This is a genomic window from Mycobacterium pseudokansasii, assembly GCF_900566075.1.
GTDB classification, from domain to species: Bacteria; Actinomycetota; Actinomycetes; order Mycobacteriales; family Mycobacteriaceae; genus Mycobacterium; species Mycobacterium pseudokansasii.
This window is the reverse complement of record NZ_UPHU01000001.1, coordinates 3,701,844-3,719,133: the sequence shown is the minus strand read 5'-3', so window position 1 is coordinate 3,719,133 and position 17,290 is coordinate 3,701,844. Positions and strand designations below refer to the sequence as shown.

General features: G+C 66.4%; 14 protein-coding genes and 3 pseudogenes. 11 read left to right on the top strand and 6 right to left on the bottom strand.

Features of this window, described 5'->3' with window-relative positions:
- The first annotated feature begins 188 nt into the window (after nt 1-188).
- The 5 genes and pseudogenes from EET10_RS29240 to EET10_RS16800 all read left to right on the top strand — a co-directional run.
- Nucleotides 189-416, top strand: a complete 228-nt coding sequence (locus EET10_RS29240; protein WP_136623061.1) for a hypothetical protein — start codon at nt 189-191, stop codon at nt 414-416.
- A gap of 693 nt (nt 417-1,109) precedes the next feature.
- Nucleotides 1,110-2,059, top strand: a pseudogene (locus EET10_RS30965) (reverse transcriptase N-terminal domain-containing protein); the annotation flags it as partial.
- Between the two features lie 138 nt (nt 2,060-2,197).
- A complete protein-coding gene (locus tag EET10_RS32345; RefSeq protein WP_246013723.1) occupies nt 2,198-2,542 on the top strand; it encodes a group II intron maturase-specific domain-containing protein in 345 nt (114 codons plus the stop codon).
- A 71-nt stretch (nt 2,543-2,613) separates the two neighbouring features.
- Complete coding sequence (locus EET10_RS30955) at nt 2,614-2,868, top strand: hypothetical protein (protein ID WP_246013617.1); 255 nt, start codon at nt 2,614-2,616, stop codon at nt 2,866-2,868.
- Nucleotides 2,828-3,757 (top strand): annotated as a pseudogene (locus EET10_RS16800) (transposase); the annotation flags it as partial. The gene EET10_RS30955 and the pseudogene EET10_RS16800, both read left to right, overlap by 41 nt.
- A gap of 120 nt (nt 3,758-3,877) precedes the next feature.
- Here the strand turns inward: EET10_RS16800 and asnB are convergent.
- A complete protein-coding gene (gene asnB / locus EET10_RS16795; RefSeq protein WP_036407289.1) occupies nt 3,878-5,854 on the bottom strand; it encodes an asparagine synthase (glutamine-hydrolyzing) in 1,977 nt (658 codons plus the stop codon).
- An 11-nt stretch (nt 5,855-5,865) separates the two neighbouring features.
- Here asnB and EET10_RS16790 point away from each other — a divergent pair, with 11 nt between their 5' ends.
- From EET10_RS16790 to EET10_RS16770, 5 genes are all read left to right on the top strand, one after another.
- Nucleotides 5,866-6,117, top strand: a complete 252-nt coding sequence (locus EET10_RS16790) for a hypothetical protein (protein WP_036407287.1) — start codon at nt 5,866-5,868, stop codon at nt 6,115-6,117.
- Between the two features lie 85 nt (nt 6,118-6,202).
- Nucleotides 6,203-7,312, top strand: a complete 1,110-nt coding sequence (ctaC, locus tag EET10_RS16785) for an aa3-type cytochrome oxidase subunit II (protein WP_063466730.1) — start codon at nt 6,203-6,205, stop codon at nt 7,310-7,312.
- 11 nt (nt 7,313-7,323) lie between these two features.
- Nucleotides 7,324-7,743: a cytochrome c oxidase subunit 4 gene (locus EET10_RS16780; RefSeq protein WP_023364906.1), complete on the top strand. Its 420-nt coding sequence runs from the start codon at nt 7,324-7,326 to the stop codon at nt 7,741-7,743.
- A gap of 183 nt (nt 7,744-7,926) precedes the next feature.
- A complete protein-coding gene (locus EET10_RS16775; RefSeq protein WP_036407285.1) occupies nt 7,927-8,859 on the top strand; it encodes an MmpS family transport accessory protein in 933 nt (310 codons plus the stop codon).
- Nucleotides 8,859-9,500: a DUF2561 family protein gene (locus EET10_RS16770; RefSeq protein WP_036407282.1), complete on the top strand. Its 642-nt coding sequence runs from the start codon at nt 8,859-8,861 to the stop codon at nt 9,498-9,500. Before EET10_RS16775 ends, EET10_RS16770 begins: the two co-directional genes overlap by 1 nt.
- Nucleotides 9,501-9,738: 238 nt before the next feature.
- On the opposite strand, the gene qcrB is transcribed toward EET10_RS16770, so the two are convergent.
- From qcrB to ctaE, 4 genes are read right to left on the bottom strand one after another with little or no spacing between them, the layout of a single operon-like run.
- Nucleotides 9,739-11,397, bottom strand: a complete 1,659-nt coding sequence (qcrB, locus tag EET10_RS16765; protein ID WP_036407280.1) for a cytochrome bc1 complex cytochrome b subunit — start codon at nt 11,395-11,397, stop codon at nt 9,739-9,741.
- Nucleotides 11,394-12,635, bottom strand: coding sequence for a cytochrome bc1 complex Rieske iron-sulfur subunit (qcrA, locus tag EET10_RS16760; protein WP_082273349.1), 1,242 nt, complete (start codon nt 12,633-12,635; stop codon nt 11,394-11,396). The genes qcrB and qcrA overlap by 4 nt, the downstream gene beginning before the upstream one ends.
- Entirely contained in the window at nt 12,632-13,480 is an 849-nt protein-coding gene (qcrC, locus tag EET10_RS16755; RefSeq protein WP_036407322.1) for a cytochrome bc1 complex diheme cytochrome c subunit, read from the bottom strand. The genes qcrA and qcrC overlap by 4 nt, the downstream gene beginning before the upstream one ends.
- 54 nt (nt 13,481-13,534) lie before the next feature.
- The gene (ctaE, locus tag EET10_RS16750; RefSeq protein ID WP_036407277.1) at nt 13,535-14,146 is read right to left on the bottom strand and encodes an aa3-type cytochrome oxidase subunit III; all 612 of its coding nucleotides are present in this window, start codon (nt 14,144-14,146) and stop codon (nt 13,535-13,537) included.
- Nucleotides 14,147-14,297: 151 nt separating this feature from the next.
- On the opposite strand from ctaE, the gene trpD reads away from it, so the two are divergent.
- Nucleotides 14,298-15,410, top strand: a complete 1,113-nt coding sequence (trpD, locus tag EET10_RS30255; protein ID WP_036407275.1) for an anthranilate phosphoribosyltransferase — start codon at nt 14,298-14,300, stop codon at nt 15,408-15,410.
- Here the strand turns inward: trpD and EET10_RS16740 are convergent.
- Nucleotides 15,348-17,273: pseudogene (locus EET10_RS16740) on the bottom strand (DEDD exonuclease domain-containing protein); the annotation flags it as partial. The gene trpD and the pseudogene EET10_RS16740 sit on opposite strands and share 63 nt — an antisense overlap.
- Between the last annotated feature and the right edge of the window lie 17 nt (nt 17,274-17,290).

Here is a 17,290-nt window from a genome sequence, read left to right as displayed (position 1 = left end):
GTTTCGGTGGACCCCGTTGCGTCTGTGGTGCCGGTGAGCACGGCGAGCAGCTTGGGAGCGGAGAGTGCCCCGGTGGTTGTGCGGGGGCGGTGGATTGTTGCCTGTGCGCACGTGAGTGAGACTCCTGTTTGTTTGACTCTCTCCGAAACGCGCTCCACGACAATAACTCTGGGTGAAGGAGTGCCACTATGGAGGTGATACGTCCGCGGTGTGTGGGTATCGATGTCTCGACGAAGGACGCCACGGCGTGTATCCGGGTTCAGGGGCAGGGTCGGCGTGCCACGTCGACGACGGTGAGCACGTGGGGCTCGACCACCGCCGAGATCTTGGCGGTGGTCGAGCATCGGATCGCCGAGCAGGTCAGCTGCGTGGTGATCGAATCCACCTCGGAGTATGTGCGACATGAGGGTGCATGAGTGAAGCAGGAGGCACCGTTTGGAGGTTCGGCTGATGCCGTAGGTGTAGTACTCGGGCCAGTGCGTGAGGGCCTGTCTTCGCCTCGGCGTGCTCTGCGGGTGACTGCGGGGTGCGAAGCCCGGGGTAGAAGCCGAAGCGGTTCGCGTTCCATCCGTGGACCGTGGGCGAGGAGAAGACCGGCGGGAAGCGAACGCGCTTCCCGGCTGCGGGGCGGCATCCAGTCGTCGTGCGGTGATGGGTGAACGCGAGTGAACCCCTGATGACGCCTTGTGAAGGTGACCCCCGCCGATGGGATGTGTCAGCGGGGCCGTAGGGACCCGCTGGAAGCGGCGGGTGTCGGCCAGAGGATAGTCGCTGGTCGGGAGCGCATCACCGTCCCCGGGGTAAAGGGGGCACCCTGCCCGGTCGAATCTTGTTCATGCGCAACATGACAACCCTGTTGGGGTCCGGTGAATTCTGCCGGTAGGCCGACCGTGGGGAAGGTGCAACTCCCCGGCAGGCGCTGGATGACCCAAGAAGCCGATGCCGACACACCGAAAGGCAACGGGAAACCGGCAACCGCACGATTTGGCTCCTCCGCCAGATGGTAGCCGCATAACCGGTCGGATACGGGCGTGCTGCCCGGCCCGAAAGGGAGCTGACGTGGGTCGGGTGAGCCTGTGAAGACCAGATGATCGGAGACTCCAGAACCGATGGGCAAGTTGGACACCGTGACGGTGAACGGACCTGAGGACGAGATCATCGACTGGGACGCCGTGGATTGGCGCCAAGTCGAAGACGACGTACGGAGGCTGCGGCGACGAATCTTCACGGCGATGCAGGCGGGGGACCTCAAGCGGGTCCGTAATCTGCAGAAGCTGATGCTGGGTTCCCACGCAAACGCTCTGCTGAGTGTGCGGCGGGTCACCGAGCTCAACGCTGGCCGCAAGACGGCCGGGGTCGACGGCAGGGTCGTGCTCGCGGGATGGGAAAAGGCCGAGATGGCCACCTGGCTGCAGCGCGACACCAACGCGTGGAGACCTCGACCGGTCAAGCGGGTGTTCATTCCGAAGAGCAACGGAAAACGGCGCGGCCTCGGGATTCCCGTGATCGCCGATCGGGCGCTGCAAGCGCTCACGGTCAACGCGCTAGAACCCGAGTGGGAGGCCCGGTTCGAGTCCCGATCGTATGGGTTTCGGCCAGGCCGTAGCTGTCAGGACGCAATGCAGGCGATCTTCGTGACCGCTCGCGGTGCGACCTGCAAACGCGTGTGGGCGCTAGACGCCGATTTGGCCGCCGCGTTCGACCGCATCGATCATGCCCATCTTCTCGCACAGCTCGGCTCGTTCCCCGCGCGGGAATGATCGCGGCCTGGCTACGCGCGGGGGTGATCGATCAAGGTCGGTTCGCACCGACCGAGGACGGCAGCCCACAAGGCGGGGTGATCAGCCCGTTGCTGATCGTTGCCCTGCACGGAATGGAACAGGCCGCCGGAGTCCGCTATATCCGCACCGGCACCAACGCCGAAACGGCGCGGCCGGGCTCCCCAGTTTTGATCAGATACGCCGATGATCTGCTGGCCCTGTGCCACTCGCGGGAACACGCCCAACAGGTCAAGGCGCGGCTCACGGAGTGGCTGCGACCTCGGGGTCTGGTCTTCAACGAGGACAAGACCCGTATCGTGCACCTCGAGGACGGGGTGGATTTTCTGGGGTTCAACATCCGCCGCTACCGCAACAGGCTGCTGATCAAACCCAGCAAGGCGGCCGTGAAACGGATCCGGGCACGGCTGACCACCGAGATGCGAGCACTGCGGGGCCACAACGCCCAGATGGTGCTCATCCGGCTCAACCCGATCATTCGGGGGTGGTCGGCCTACTACCGGCACTGCGTGTCGGCCCGGGTGTTCAATGCGCTGGACAATCACGTGTGGAAGCTCACCGACAAGTGGGCCAGATTCACCCATCCGCACAAGGGACGGCGCTGGATCGTGTCCCGTTACTTCGGCGCGTTCCACCCGTCCCGGCGCGACCGCTGGGTATTCGGTGACCGCGACACGGCGCCTACCTGGTCAAGTTCGCCTGGACGGCGATCACCCGGCACACCCTGGTCAAGGGCTGGGCGTCCCCGGACGACCCTGCCTTGACCGACTACTGGGCGACCCGGCGCCGCCGCGGGAGACCCCCGCTGGGCCGGGCCCGGTCGAGACTGATCCGCATGCAGCGCGGACGCTGCCCGCTTTGCGGCCAGCTACTGCTGCACGCTGAGGTCGAGCCGCAACACCCCGACGAGTGGGAGCAGTGGATCACTGCCACCGCCAAGGCGATCCGCCACCAGGCGATCATCGTCGATTCGGGGCCAGAGTCATTGGGTTATACCGCGTTCCGTCTCATTCACACACACTGCCGAGGCCGTCACCCAGACCGCATCGGCGTGTACCGTGCCGCCGGAGCCGATTCGGGTGTTGCGTGATCTGACCCGGGCGCGCACCACCATCACCCGAGCGCGCACCAAAGAAATCCAGCGGCTGGAAAAGCCGCTCGAAGATGCCGGGATCAAACTGTCGGCGGTGGCCTCCAACATCGTCGGGGTCTCGGGGCGGGCGATGCTGGAGGCGTTGATCGGCGGGCAGCGTGATCCGGTGGTGCTCGCCGATCTGGCCAAACAGCGGCTCGCATTTTCGAGTGAGAAGATCCCCGCATCGACCGAGGCGTTGCGCGGGCCGTTTAGCGACCATCACGCGTTTATGGCTCGGCTGTATTTGGATCGCATCGACGCCCACGGCGCCGACATCGCCCGCCTTGAGGAGCGCATCGAGGAGGCGATCAAACCCTTTCAACCCGCCCGGGAATTGCTGATGAGTATCCCAGGCTTTTCCCACATCGTCGCCGATGTGTTTATCGCCGAGACCGGCGCGGACATGAGCGTGTTTCCCACCGCTGCCCATTTGGCGTCGTGGGCCGCGGTGGTGCCCGGCTGCAACGAATCGGCGGGCCGGCTCAAATCGGCCACCACCCGCCCCGGCAACCGCCACCTCAAAGCCGCTCTCGGGGTGGCCGCGCTGTCGGCAGCGCGTTCCAAAGACACCTACTACAACGCCCGCTACCGCCGCATCGCCGGCACCCACCGGCCCGCCACATCCCACCGCCGCAAAGCTCGCAGCCCGTCGGTGCCCGCCCTGATCGCCGTGGTCGCTGTCGAACACAGCATGCTCATTGACGCCTGGAACATGGTGGTCAACGGCGCCTTCTACCACGACCCCGGCGCCGACTACTCCACCCGACACCACCCTGGGCAAACCAAAGCAAAAGCCATCAAACAACTGCAGGCCCTTGGCTACACAGTCACTCTCGAACCCCTCACCCACGCCGCCCAACACCGGGGGCCCGCCACTCACCCGCTTCGGGTCACCGCATTTTCGAGTAAGACACAATAGCCCCCGAAAACCACGGTTTTCGGGGGCTATTGGGTCTGCTGGCCGTCATAACTGGACCGGATACTGCGGCTCTCCGATCTGCGGCACCACGCTGCGCTCGACAAAGATCGCGTGCCACAGCATGAAGATCAGCACGGTCCACAGCCGGCGGCTGTGATCGCTGGCGCCGGTCCGGTGCTCATCGAGCATCCGGCGGACGGCGCCCAGGTCGATGAGATCCCCGGCGTCCGACGAGGCCACCGTCTGGTAGGCCCACTCCAGTAGCTCGCCGGCGCGTAACCAGTGCCGGATCGGCACCGGAAACCCCAGCTTGGGCCGGTGCAGCACGTGTGCCGGAACGATGGGCTCAAGCGCGCGGCGCAGCGCATATTTGGTGGTGGTGCGGGTGATCTTGGCCTGCAGCGGTACCCGGGAGGCCACCGCGAACACCTCGGGGTCCAGGAACGGCACCCGCAGCTCGAGCGAATTGGCCATCGTCATCTTGTCGGCCTTGACCAGGATGTCGCCGCGCAGCCAGGTGAACAGGTCGATGTGCTGCATGCGGGCCACCGGATCCCAACCGGCCGACTGCGCGTACACCGGCGCCGTGACGTCGGTATGGGTCCAGTTCTCGCGGAAGCCGGGCAACACGTCGCACAGCTGTGCGTCGGAAAAGCTGCGGGCATTGCCGTAGTAGCGCTCCTCGAGCGTCAACGAGCCGCGGTGCAGCAGGCTCTTGCCGCGCATGCCCTCCGGCAGCGGTTTGGAGGCTTTCCCCATCGACCGCCGCAGCCGCCGCGGCAGGTAGTCGAACGGTTTCAGCGACAGCGGTTCGCGGTAGATCGTGTAGCCGCCGAACAGTTCGTCGGCGCCTTCCCCGGACAGCACCACCTTGACGTACTTGCGGGCCTCCCGGGCGACGAAGAACAGCGGGACCAGCGCCGGATCGGCCACCGGTTCGTCGAGATACCAGACGATTTCGGGCAGGGCGGCCACAAACTCGTCCGCGCTGACCACCTTGGCGACGTGGCGCGCGCCGATCGCCTCGGCGGAGGCCACGGCCACGTCGAGCTCGGAAAAACCCTCCCGCTCGAAACCGGTGGTGAAGGTGATCAGCCGCGGGTTGTGCCGGATGGCCAGGGCGGCGATGGCCGTGGAGTCGATACCCCCGGACAGAAACGAGCCGACGGTGACGTCGGCGCGCATGTGCTTGGCCACCGAGTCCTCCAGCACCGCCGTGATCTCGTCGTAGCGCGCCTGCTCGGTGTCGGGCGTGATCGGGGTGGCGGCGAAACGCGGCACGAAGTAGCGGGTGATCTCCGGCTCGCGCCCGGGCCGAATCCAGGCATAACACCCTGATTCGAGCCGTCGCACCCCGCGGTGCAGCGTCTCGGGCTCCGGCACGTACTGCAGCACGACGTAGTGCTGCAGCGCCCGGCGGTCGATTTCGGTGTCGAATTCGAGCAAGTCGACGAGGTCCAGCAGGCACTTCTTCTCGCTGGCCACCGCGGTGCCGCCGGCGCCGGTCGCCAGGAACAGCGGCTTGATGCCGAACGGGTCGCGGGCGCAGAACAATTCGCGGGTGACGGTGTCCCACAGCGCGAAGGCGAACATGCCGCGCAGCCGCTTGAGCACGCCGGTGCCCCAGTGGTGGTAGCCGGCGACGATCGTCTCGCCGTCGCCGTCGGTCACGAATACGGCGCCGTGCCGGGCGCGGAGTTCGTCGCGCAGCTCCAGGTAGTTGTAGATCTCGCCGTTGAACACCAGCACGTAGCGCTGTGGCTCCTCCGGCGGCCCCCACCGCAGCGGCTGATGGGAATGGGCGATGTCGATAATGGACAGCCGGTTGAACCCGAAGATCACCGATCCGTCGGCGTCCGGGTCGACCCAGGTGCCCGGCTCGTCGGGGCCACGGTGGCGCATCAGGTGCGACGCGCGGGCGATCGCGCTGTCGGCCTCCGTGACGCTACGGGCAGCAGCGTCGGACCCCTGGGTCTCGGCAGCGCCAGCCGGGGCCGCGACGAAGGCCAGCAGTCCGCACACGGCGCCCCAGTATGCCGCACGAGGCGCTGCTGCCCGGGCGCGGCCGGCGGGTAATGGTGATCGAGACCGGATCTCGCGCTCGTCGGTTCACGATGTGGAGTTCCGAAAGGGGTTGTATCGAGCTCCTGGTCACCACCGCGGGCGGGCTACGCACCGTCTCACTCGATCCGGCGGTGCCGCCACCGCGGGCCAGGGTAGCGGCACCGCCGGTCGTTTTGGCACGCATCGTCGCCACCGCGGGCGGCGTGGTCTACGCTGCGTAGTATTCGAATCCGAGTTAGCCGACGATTCCCGCCGGAAGCGGCGCCTAACCCGAGTCGGCCCAGCTTGTGCTACAGGAGGCGCAACGTGACACTTCGCGAGCCAGGTCGTTCGCATTGCTTGTCGCAGGGCAATTCTGAGATCCGTTCCGGCGGTCGGCGGCGCGGAGCGCGCGGGGTCACCCCACGCCGACGGCTGGCGGCACTGGCCGGGGCCCTCGGCGCGCTGGCTGTCACCCTGAGCGGTTGCAGCTGGTCGGAAGCGCTAGGCCTCGGTTGGCCCGAGGGCGTCACCCCGGAAGCCCATGTCAACCGGGAGTTGTGGGTCGGTGCGGTGATCGCCTCCCTGGTGGTCGGGGTCATCGTGTGGGGTCTGATCTTCTGGACGGCAGTCTTTCACCGAAAGAAGCGAAGCGACGCCGACTTTCCTCGACAGTTCGGCTACAACATGCCCCTTGAGCTGGTGCTGACAGTCACGCCGTTCCTCATCATTTCGGTGCTGTTCTACTTCACCGTTGTCGTGCAGGAGAAGATGCTGCACACCACCAACGACCCAGAAGTCGTGGTCGACGTCACGGCTTTTCAATGGAACTGGAAGTTCGGCTATCAGCGGGTCGACTTCCACGACCACACCTTGACCTACGATGGCGCCGACGAGGCCCGCAAGCACGCCGTTGAATCCAAGCCGGAAGGCAAGGACGCCCATGGTGAAGAGCTCGTCGGACCGGTTGCCGGCCGTAACACCGAGGACCGCAGCTATCTCAATTTCGACAAGATCGAGACGCTGGGCACCACGAACGAAATTCCGGTCCTGGTCTTGCCGGCCGGCAAGCGCATCGAATTCCAGCTGAACTCGGCCGACGTGGTCCATTCCTTCTGGGTGCCCGAGTTCTTGTTCAAGCGTGACGTGATGCCCAATCCGGCTGCGAATAATTCGGTCAACATTTTCCAGATCGAGCAGATCACCAAGACCGGAGCGTTCGTCGGTCACTGCGCCGAAATGTGCGGCACCTACCACGCCATGATGAACTTCGAAGTTCGCGTGGTGGCCCCCAACGACTTCAAGGCCTATTTACAGCAACGTATCGACGGCAAGACCAACGCCGAAGCCCTGCAGGCGATCAACCAGCCGCCCCTCGCCGTGACCACCCATCCGTTCGACGCCCGCCGCGGTCAATTGGCCCCGAGCCAAGGTTAGGACACTGCAGAATGCATATCGAAGCCAGGCTTTTCGAGTTCGTCGCCGCGTTCTTCGTATTGTGTGCGGTGCTCTACGGTGTGCTGACTTCGATGTTCGCCACCGGTGGGGTCGAGTGGGCCGGCACAACTGCGCTGGCGCTGACAGGCGGTATGGCGTTGATCGTGGCCACGTTCTTCCGATTTGTGGCCCGCCGGCTGGACACCCGGCCCGAGGACTACGAGGGTGCCGAAATTAGCGATGGCGCAGGAGAATTGGGGTTCTTCAGCCCGCACAGCTGGTGGCCGATCCTGGTTGCGTTGTCCGGTTCGGTGGCGGCGACGGGCGTAGCGCTATGGCTGCCCTGGCTCATCGTTGCCGGCGTGGTATTCGTCCTGGCCTCGGCGGCCGGACTGGTCTTCGAGTACTACGTCGGACCCGAGAAGCACTGATCAAAGCCGGAAAGGTCACAATCAGGGCATCAGTTGATCGGCGGCCAGTTAGCCGCGACTTCTGTGCCCTGCCCGGTTGGGTAGGGTTTGCGATACACAGTGAAATTCCACCGAGCGCACGCGCACACATGCAGCCGCGGAGCCCAGCGCTCTGGTGAGGCAGTTTGGACAGGGTAGGCAAACATGAGCGGGCCGAATCCGCCGGGACGGGAACCTGAGGAACCCGATTCCGCCGGCGATTCCAGCGCCGAACTGGAAGCCTTGAGCGACACCGGTGATGAGCTGACAGCTGGTGCCGAGGGCGGAGCACTGAAACCGCTTGACGATAGTGGCCACTTCGACGCGGCATATCCCACGGGGGAGACCGAAGCCTACTCGCGTGCGTACTCGGCGCCAGAGTCCGAGCAATTCATCAGCGGGCCGTATCTGCCGGCCGATCTCAGTCTTTACGACTACGACAATTACGACGACGCATCGGATGCCGACGACGAACATGGCGCTCCGCGCTGGCCATGGGTGGTCGGCGTGGCGGCCATACTGGCCGCCATCGCCCTGGTGGTTTCGGTATCGCTGCTCGTCACCCGCGCCGGATCCCAAAGACTGGCCAACCCGGCCACGACGTCCTCGTCGGCGCCCCCGGTACAGGACGAGATAACGACAACCACGCCGCCGCCACCACCGCCACCGCCGCCACCACCACCGCCCACCACCGAGATCCCGACAGCGACGGAGACGCAGACCGTGACCGTGACGCCTCCGCCCCCGCCACCACCGGCGACGGCCCCGCCTCCGGCGACGACGACGGCGGCGGCGCCTCCGCCCACGACCACCACCACGCCGGCTGGTCCCCGACAAGTCACTTATTCGGTTACCGGCACCAAGGCACCGGGTGACATCATCTCGGTCACCTATGTCGACGCTTCAGGGCGCCGGCGGACGCAGCACAACGTGTACATTCCATGGTCGATGACCGTCACACCGATCTCACAATCTGATGTGGGCTCGGTGGAGGCGTCCAGCCTTTTCCGGGTCAGCAAACTCAACTGCTCTATCACCACGAGCGACGGGACGGTGCTGTCATCGAACAACAACGACGCACCGCAAACGAGCTGCTGATGCTCGGGAGATACTCCGCATACCGGCGCGGGCCGGACGGCATCGTGGCTCCAGCGGTCGTTGACCGCATCCTGATCGGCGCGTGTGCGGCGGTCTGGCTGGTGCTTGTCGGCATCAGCGTCGCCGCAGCGGTCGCGCTGGCCGACCTCGGACGGGGCTTTCACAAGGTGGCGAGGGACTCGGACACCACCTGGGTGTTGTACGCCGTCATCATCATCTCCGCGTTGATCATTGCGGGGGCGATTCCGGTGCTGTTGCGGGCTCGCCGCATGTCGGGGGCCGAGTCGGTGGCGAGGCCGGTGCCGCCACGTGCGCTTGGCAGACCGCCGGCCGGGCCGGGGAAACCCGCGGTGCGTACGGTCGGCGGCTCGACCCGCCGAGATCAAGTCCGGGCATTCGAGGCGGCCGCCGAGCGATCCGGGGAAGCAGTGGATCGGATCTGGTTGCGCGGAACCGTCTCGCTGACTGGTGCCATCGGCACCGCCTTGATCGGTGTGGCATTGGCAACGTATCTGATGGCCGTCGGTCACGACGGCGCATCATGGGTCAGCTACGGGGCGGCGGCGGTTATCACCGCAGGAATGCCGGCGATCGAGTGGTACCACGTTCGGCAGCTGCGCCGCGCAGTCGCCGAGCGATAACCCGATCCGGCAACCGGCAATCGCCTGGTCTCGCTTGACCGGACATCCTCACGAGGCACGCCCACAGCCACCCGGGTAGCCGGTTCGGCGTGGCGCAGTTAGCGGGGCCGCGGATCCGCGGCAAGTGCGCACCTGCGGCTGGCTGCTGCGGGTAGCTCCGGAGTCCAGGCTGGTCGACGGCCCGAGCCGGAACGGTGTCGGCGCAGGGGCTGTCCCTGGCGCGCCGGCTGTCTCGTCCCTAGTGCTGGCCGTGCTCGTCGTTGGGCGAGCCGGCGATGCTGTCCTGGTATTCGCGTAGCGCGGTCAGCGCACGTTGTTCGGCGGCATGACCGGCCTCCCGCAGTGCCGCGTCCTCTGACGCCGGATCGGCGGCCAGGAAGCTGCCAATACCAGGCGCACCGGCCGAGCCCAGCTTGTTCATTCGCTTGGGAACGGCAGCGCCCTGGTACTCCAGCGGTAGCGGATGACCGTGGTCGTCGACCGGGCCGAGCGGCTGGTGCAGCTCGATGTAGGCCCCATGCGGCAGGCGCTTGATGATGCCGGTCTCGACGCCGTGTTCGAGCACCGCACGGTCGCTGCGCTGCAGGCCGATGGACCACCGGTAGCTGATGAAGTACACGAACGGTGGGAGCACCACCATGCCGATACGGCCAATCCAGGTCGTCGCGTTGAGCGAGATGTGGAACTTGAACGCGATGATGTCGTTCATGGCGGCCAGTGTGAGCACCATGTAGAAGGCGATCGCCATCGCGCCGACCGCGGTCCGCACCGGGGCGTCCCGTGGCCGCTGCAGCAGGTTGTGATGCGCGTAATCGCCGGTAAACCGCTTCTCCAGGAATGGGTAGACGATCAGCAGCACAAAGATCAGGCCCATAATCAGCGCCACCCACACCGCCGCGGGAATGGTGTGGTGCCAGAAGTAGAACTCCCACGGCGGCCAGATACGAGCCAGCCCCTCGGTCCACATCATGTAGAAGTCCGGCTGCGAGCCGGCCGACACCTGAGAGGGCTTATAGGGGCCCAGGTTCCAGATCGGGTTGATCTGCAGCAGGCCGCCCATCAGGCCCAGAACGCCGACGATCGCGGCGAAAAATGCGCCGGACTTGAACGCGAACACCGGCATGACGCGCACGCCGATGACGTTGTGCTCGGTCCGGCCGGGGCCGGGGAACTGGGTGTGCTTCTGGAACCACACCAACGCCAGATGCATACCGATCAGCGCCAGGATGATTCCCGGCAGCAGCAGAATGTGCAGCGCATAGAGCCTGGGAATCAGGATTGTGCCCGGGAAATCACCCCCGAACAGCGCCCAGTGCAACCAGGTCCCGATGATCGGCATGCCCAGCGTGATCGAGGAGAGCGCGGCGCGCAGGCCGATACCTGACAGCAGGTCGTCGGGCAGCGAGTAGCCGAAGTAGCCCTCGAACATAGACAGGATCAGCAGCAGCGAGCCGATGACCCAGTTGGCCTCGCGGGGCCGCCGGAACGCGCCGGTGAAGAAAATGCGGGCCAGGTGCACCATGATCGCCGCGGAGAACATCAACGCGGCCCAGTGGTGGATCTGGCGGACAAACAGTCCGCCTCGGACTTCGAACGAGATGTCCAGTGCCGTTTCATAGGCGCGCGACATCTCGACGCCGCGCAATGGTTGATAGACGCCGTTGTAGGTGACCTCGGTCATCGACGGGTCAAAGAACAGCGTCAGGTACACGCCGGTGATCAGCAGGACGATGAAGCTGTACAGCGCGATCTCGCCGAGCAGGAACGACCAGTGGGTCGGGAAGACCTTGTTCAGCTGTCGGCGCAGCGCGGCCGAAGGGTGATACCGGGTGTCGACGTCCTCGGCTTGGCGAGCCAGAACGTCACCGATTTTCGGAGGACGGAGTTTCGGACTCATGATGTTGTGCGCTCCCAGAATGCCGGTCCGACGGGCTCGACGAAATCGCCGTTGGCGACGAAATATCCGTTGGAGTCGATAGTGATGGGCAGTTGCGCCAACGCGCGGGCCGCCGGGCCGAATATCGGCTTGGCGAAGTGCAGCGCGTCGAACTGCGACTGATGACACGGACACAGGATTCGGTAGGTCTGCTGTTCGTACAGCGATGCCGGGCAACCCAAGTGCGAGCAGACCTTGGTGTAGGCGAAGAACTCGCCGAAGTTGAAGCTCTCCTGGCCTTGACGTTTCACCATTTTGCCCAAATCGCTTGGCTTGACGCGGATGAGCATCACCGGATTGCGAATGCCCATCGCGATGGCCTGCAACTTCTCGTGCGATTCCACGGTGGTGCCATCACCATCGGATTCCCGCCACGGGAAGACCGTCTCCATGCCGCCGGCGTCCATATCCTCGGGGCGCATTTTGATAAACGGTGGCCCGTCGTGCAAACCGGTGGCCCGCGCCAGATAGATCGTCTCTCCTTTGTAGCGCGGGGTCCAGCCCGACGTCCACAGCTCGGCCTTCATGCCCTCGGCCGTGGGGACGACCGGCTTCCACGGATTCTTGATGAGGCCGCCGGCAAACGCAACCAGAGTGCCGAGCCCGAACGCGCCCAATCCCATGCCCAAGGACAGCCCGACGAGCTTGCGGCGCCGGATGGTCGAGCTCTCGAAGGCGTCGGTCAGATTGGCCACCACCGTCTTGCGGTCGATCTCGCGAGACGCGCCGTCGTGCCGGTCCTGGATCGTAATCTCTTCCGGGATAAAGCGTTTCTGGAACAGCACCGCCCCGATTGCGATCGCCAGGATGGACAGCCCGAAAGTCAGCCCGTACAGCGGGGTGGCAAGGGAGTACAGGAAGCTTCCCGACTCTCCCTTGGCTTTGTACTGCCACGGCCAGAAGAGGAAAACCAACAGCAGGGCGAGTCCGAATGCACCGCCCAGCAAAAGCCAGACCGCCACTCCACGCTCGGCACGTTTCTCGGCCTTGGTGCCCTCGACCGGCCAGCGGGGTTCCTTGTAGGCGATCTGGACGCCGTCGAGCTTGCCGCCCAGGTCGAGCAGTTCCTGCTGCGACATCGCAGCCAGCGCAGCCTCGTCCGGCTCATGGGCCGCGCCGGTGCCCTTGTCGGTGTCAGAGCCGGTGTCCGAACCGATATCGGTTTTGGCGTCGCCGGTCACGGGAGAGCCGTCGCTCATGATCGCGCCCCAATCCACAGTGCCAGCCCGATGGCGGCGACCATGCCGATGATCCATATCGCCATGCCTTCGGGCGCGGGTCCGAATCCGCCAAGTCCGTAGCCACCCGGCGACCGCTCCTCGGCGACGGTCCGCACGTAGGCGATGATGTCCTTCTTTGCTTCGAAGGACAGCTGGCGGTCGTCGAACTTCGGCATGTTCTGCGGCCCGGTCAGCATCGCGGTGAGGATTTGCTGCTCATTGGCGGGTCCCAGGTCGGGCGCGTACTTTCCCGACGACAACGCGCCGCCCTTGCCGGTGAAGTTGTGGCAGGAGGCGCAGTTGAGGCGAAACAGGTCGCCGCCGCGCCCCAGGTCGTCTCCCCGCAGGGATTTGGTGGCGATGCTGCCGTCGGGGTTGCGGACCACGGTGGGCCCGCCCCCGTTGGCTTGCACGTAGGCACCGAGCGCGTCGATCTGGGCCTCGTCGAAGATCGGCTCCTTGCGCTGCGCCTGAGCCTCACCCCGCATGGCGGGCATCCGGCCCGTCGAGACCTGGAAATAGACGGCCGCCTCGCCGACGCCGATCAGGCTGGGCCCGTGGTCGGGTACGCCCTGCAGGTTGGCGCCGTGGCAGGACACGCACGACGTGTCGAACAACTGCTTGCCGGTGCGCAGCAGCGCTGAGGACGACTCGTCAGCGACGGCCACCTGCGGGGTAGGTGTCAGCACGGCCGCCAGGCCACCGGCGACGGTCAGCGCTATCAGCAGTAGCAGCCCGCCCGACAACCGCCGGTGGAGACATCTCCGCGAGCGACTGTTCCGCTGCGCGCTGCCACCGGATCGGGTGAATCCCAGTCTTTTCAACTGAGCACTCCTATTCATGCCTGTTCGGGGTTCATGCCTGTTCGGGGGGCCGGCTCATCGGATGAAATAGATCACCGTGAACAGCGCGATCCACACGATGTCGACGAAATGCCAGTAGTAGGAGACGACGATGCTGGCGGTGGCCTGCGCCGGGGTGAACTTGCTCATCCCGGTCCGGACCAGCAAGAAGATGAAGGCGATCAAGCCACCGGTCACGTGTAAGCCGTGGAACCCGGTCGCCAGGTAGAACACGCTGCCGTAGGCGCTGCCCGGGATGGTCGTCCCGTGGGTCGCCAGGTGGTAGTACTCGTAGGCCTGACCAAGGATGAAGAACAGGCCCATCATGAAGGTGATCACATACCAGCGGCGCAGGCCGAACACGTCGCCGCGCTCGGCGGCGAACACCCCCATCTGGCAGGTGAACGACGACGCGATCAACACCAGCGTCACCGGCACCGCCTGATAGAGATTGAGCTCGGTCGGCGGCGGCGGCCACTTCCCGCCGGACTGAGCGCGCGCAGTGAAGTACATAGCGAACAGGCCAGCAAAGAACATCAACTCACTGGAAAGCCACACTATGGTGCCGACACTGACCATGTTCGGTCTGTTCAGCGAATGCACGCGCGACGTGATGGCAGTACCCGAGGTCCCTACAGCACTCGTCACATCCGCAAGTATGACGCTTTGTAGTTGTCGAACTCTACCCGGGTCACAAATTCGTTTTCCGCGCGTCGTTTCACAGCCGCGTGCCGCCCCGTACCCCGGCGTTGCCGGCCGCGCGTTGGGCGGTGGCCGGCCGGCATGCGACCATCGGCGCGTGGCTCGGTCAGGTGAAGGATCCCCCTTTGGTCGGCCCCCGGCGGCGTCGGCGTCGGTGTCGGCTTCGGGGACCTCTTGGCCACAGGTTCTGGGTCGCTTGACGGGCCGGACCAACTTGGCGCGGGGTCAGGCGGCCTGGGCCATGGATCAGATCATGACCGGCGCCGCACGGCCGGCACAGATCGCCGCGTTCGCGGTGGCGTTGACGATGAAGGTGCCCACCGCGGACGAAGTTGCCGAATTGGCCGGCGTGATGCTCGACCACGCGCGCCCGATGCCGGCCCACGCCGTTCCGGAGGACGCCGTCGATGTCGTCGGTACCGGTGGCGACGGGATCAATACGGTCAACCTGTCCACGATGGCGGCCATCGTGGTGGCCGCCGCCGGTGTGCCGGTGGTCAAACACGGCAACCGAGCGGCATCGTCGTTGTCCGGGGGGGCCGACACCCTGGAAGCGTTGGGGGTGCGCATCGACCTGGACGCCGATCAGGTGGTGCGCAGCCTCGAGGAAGTCGGGATCGGCTTTTGCTTCGCGCCGCAATTCCATCCGTCTTACCGGCACGCCTCGGTGGTGCGCCGCGAGATCGGCGTGCCCACGGTGTTCAATCTGCTTGGGCCGCTAACGAATCCGGCCCGGCCGCGGGCCGGGTTGATCGGCTGCGCGTTCGCTGACCTCGCCGAGGTGATGGCCGGGGTGTTTGCCACCCGCCGGTCCAGCGTGCTGGTGGTGCACGGCGACGACGGGCTCGACGAGTTGACCACGACGACCACCAGCACGATCTGGCGGGTGCAGGCGGGCACCGTCGACAAACTGACTTTCGATCCCGCGGGATTTGGCTTCGCACGAGCCGAGCTCGACGAGCTGCTGGGCGGCGACGCGCAAGCCAACGCGGCTGAAGCCCGCGCTGTACTGGGCGGGGCCCGGGGCCCGATCCGGGATGCGGTGGTGCTCAACGCCGCCGGCGCGATCGTCGCCCATGCCGGGCTATCCAGCCGGGCTGAATGGCTGCCCGCGTGGGAGGACGGCTTGCAGCGGGCCAGCGCGGCGATCGACAGCGGCGCGGCCGAACAGTTGCTCGCGCGATGGGTGCGGTTCAGCCAGCAGCTCTGAGCTGCCGGCCCGGCGGTGCGGCGGGTCCTGGTGAGGGGAGAGTCGCCCCGTCGGGCCGGGTGCCTGCTCGACGGCCAGCCGCGCCGAACGGGCCGATGCCGCCCACGCCGCCCATGCGCCGGCGCAGCGCAACGGTGTGGCCCAGCCCGCGGTTTCGGCGGCGCCCCCGGCATCCGGAATTCCGGTGACCTGCACGATGCGCACCCCCGGAGCCGCGAGCCAGCGGGCGATGAGCGCGGTCTCCTCCACCAGCGCACCGCCGAGCGGCGCCGCGGCCGGCATGATCGCCTGGGCACCGGTTTGCAGGGCGTCGACCACCGGCATCGGTGGCACCCCGCGCCGGGCGGTACCGGCGGCAGCCAGTTGGCCGTGGCGGATGACAGCAAACTGGTAGCCACCACCGCCGTCCGGCGCCGCGGCGATCAATTCGGGCAGCGCGGCCAGCGCCCGCAACCGCTGACCACGCCACAGCGTCTCGATCGCGGTGGCGATATGGTCGCGTAGCCGCGCCGCGCTCTCGTAACGATGTCGCTCGGCCAGGGCGGTGACCTGGTGGGTCGCGGCGGCCAGCGCGGTGTTGTCGCGTCCGTCGATCAAATCCGTCGCGCGCTGCACGGCGTCGGCGTATTGCTCGGCGGTCAGGTTGCGCGCGGCGGGGCACGGGGACACCTCCACCTCGGGGCAGGCCGGGCCGTGCAGGGCCGACCGCGCCAGCCGCTTGGTGCAGGTTCGGATCCCGGTGAAGCCCGCCACCAGGGTGGCCGTCTCGGCTGCGTCGGCCCGGGACCGGTACGGGCCGATGACCCGGCCGTGCCGGGGAGCGCGAACGACGGCCAGGCGCGGGAACGCTTCCTCGGTAAGGACCACCCACCACCAACGGAGGGGAAACTTCGATCGGCGGTTGTACGGGGGCGCATGTGCGGCCAGCATTCGAAGCTCACGCACGCCGGCTTCGAGTGGGTGCGCGCACTCGACGTGGTCCACCCCGGTGGCCAGGTTGACCATTTCCTTGATCCGGCCGCGAGGATCGGCGCCGTTGAAGTATTGGCTGACCCTGCGGCGCAGGTCGACCGCGGTGCCGACGTAGAGCACCTCGCCCGACGGCCCCCGGAACACATAGATTCCCGGCCGGTGTGGCAGGCCGTCGGCCAGCACCCGTTTGCGGCGCTGCGCCGGGGTCACGTTGGGCAGATACGAACGCAGGTCGGCAAAGGTGTGCACGCCCTGGTTGCCCACCCGCTCTATCAGGGCATGCAAGACGTCGACGGTGGCACGGGCATCGTCGAGGGCGCGGTGGGTGGGTTGGGTGACAACCGAGAACAGCCGCGCCAGTTCGGCCAGCCGCACACTGGGGGCTTCCTCTCGGCTCAGCACCCGCCGCGCCAGGCGGACCGTGCACAGGATCTTAGGCCGCGGCCAGGTGATGTCGCATCGCCGCGCGGCGGCCCGCAGGAACCCGATATCGAACCCCGCGTTGTGGGCGACCAAGACCGAGTTGCCGGTGAACTCGAAAAACATCGGCATGACGGCGCCGATGACTGGGGCGTCATGCACCATGGCCGTAGTGATCCCGGTCAGCTGCACGATCTGGGGCGGGATGCTGCGCTGCGGGTCCACCAGCGTGGCGAACTCGCCGAGGACGGTCCCACCGCGCACCTTGACCGCCCCGATCTCGGTGATGGCGTCCGGCGGGGCCGCTTCGGTGCCCGTGGCGCGGCCACCGGTGGTCTCCAAGTCGACCACCACGAAGGTGGTCTCCCGTAGCGGCAGCTCATCGGCCGGAGCGCCCGCCGGGTCGATACCGGCAAATGCGAGCGGGTCGAGCCCGGCGAGACTCAGTTGAGTTCCGCCGCTCGCACCCATGGCGGTGACGTTAGGCA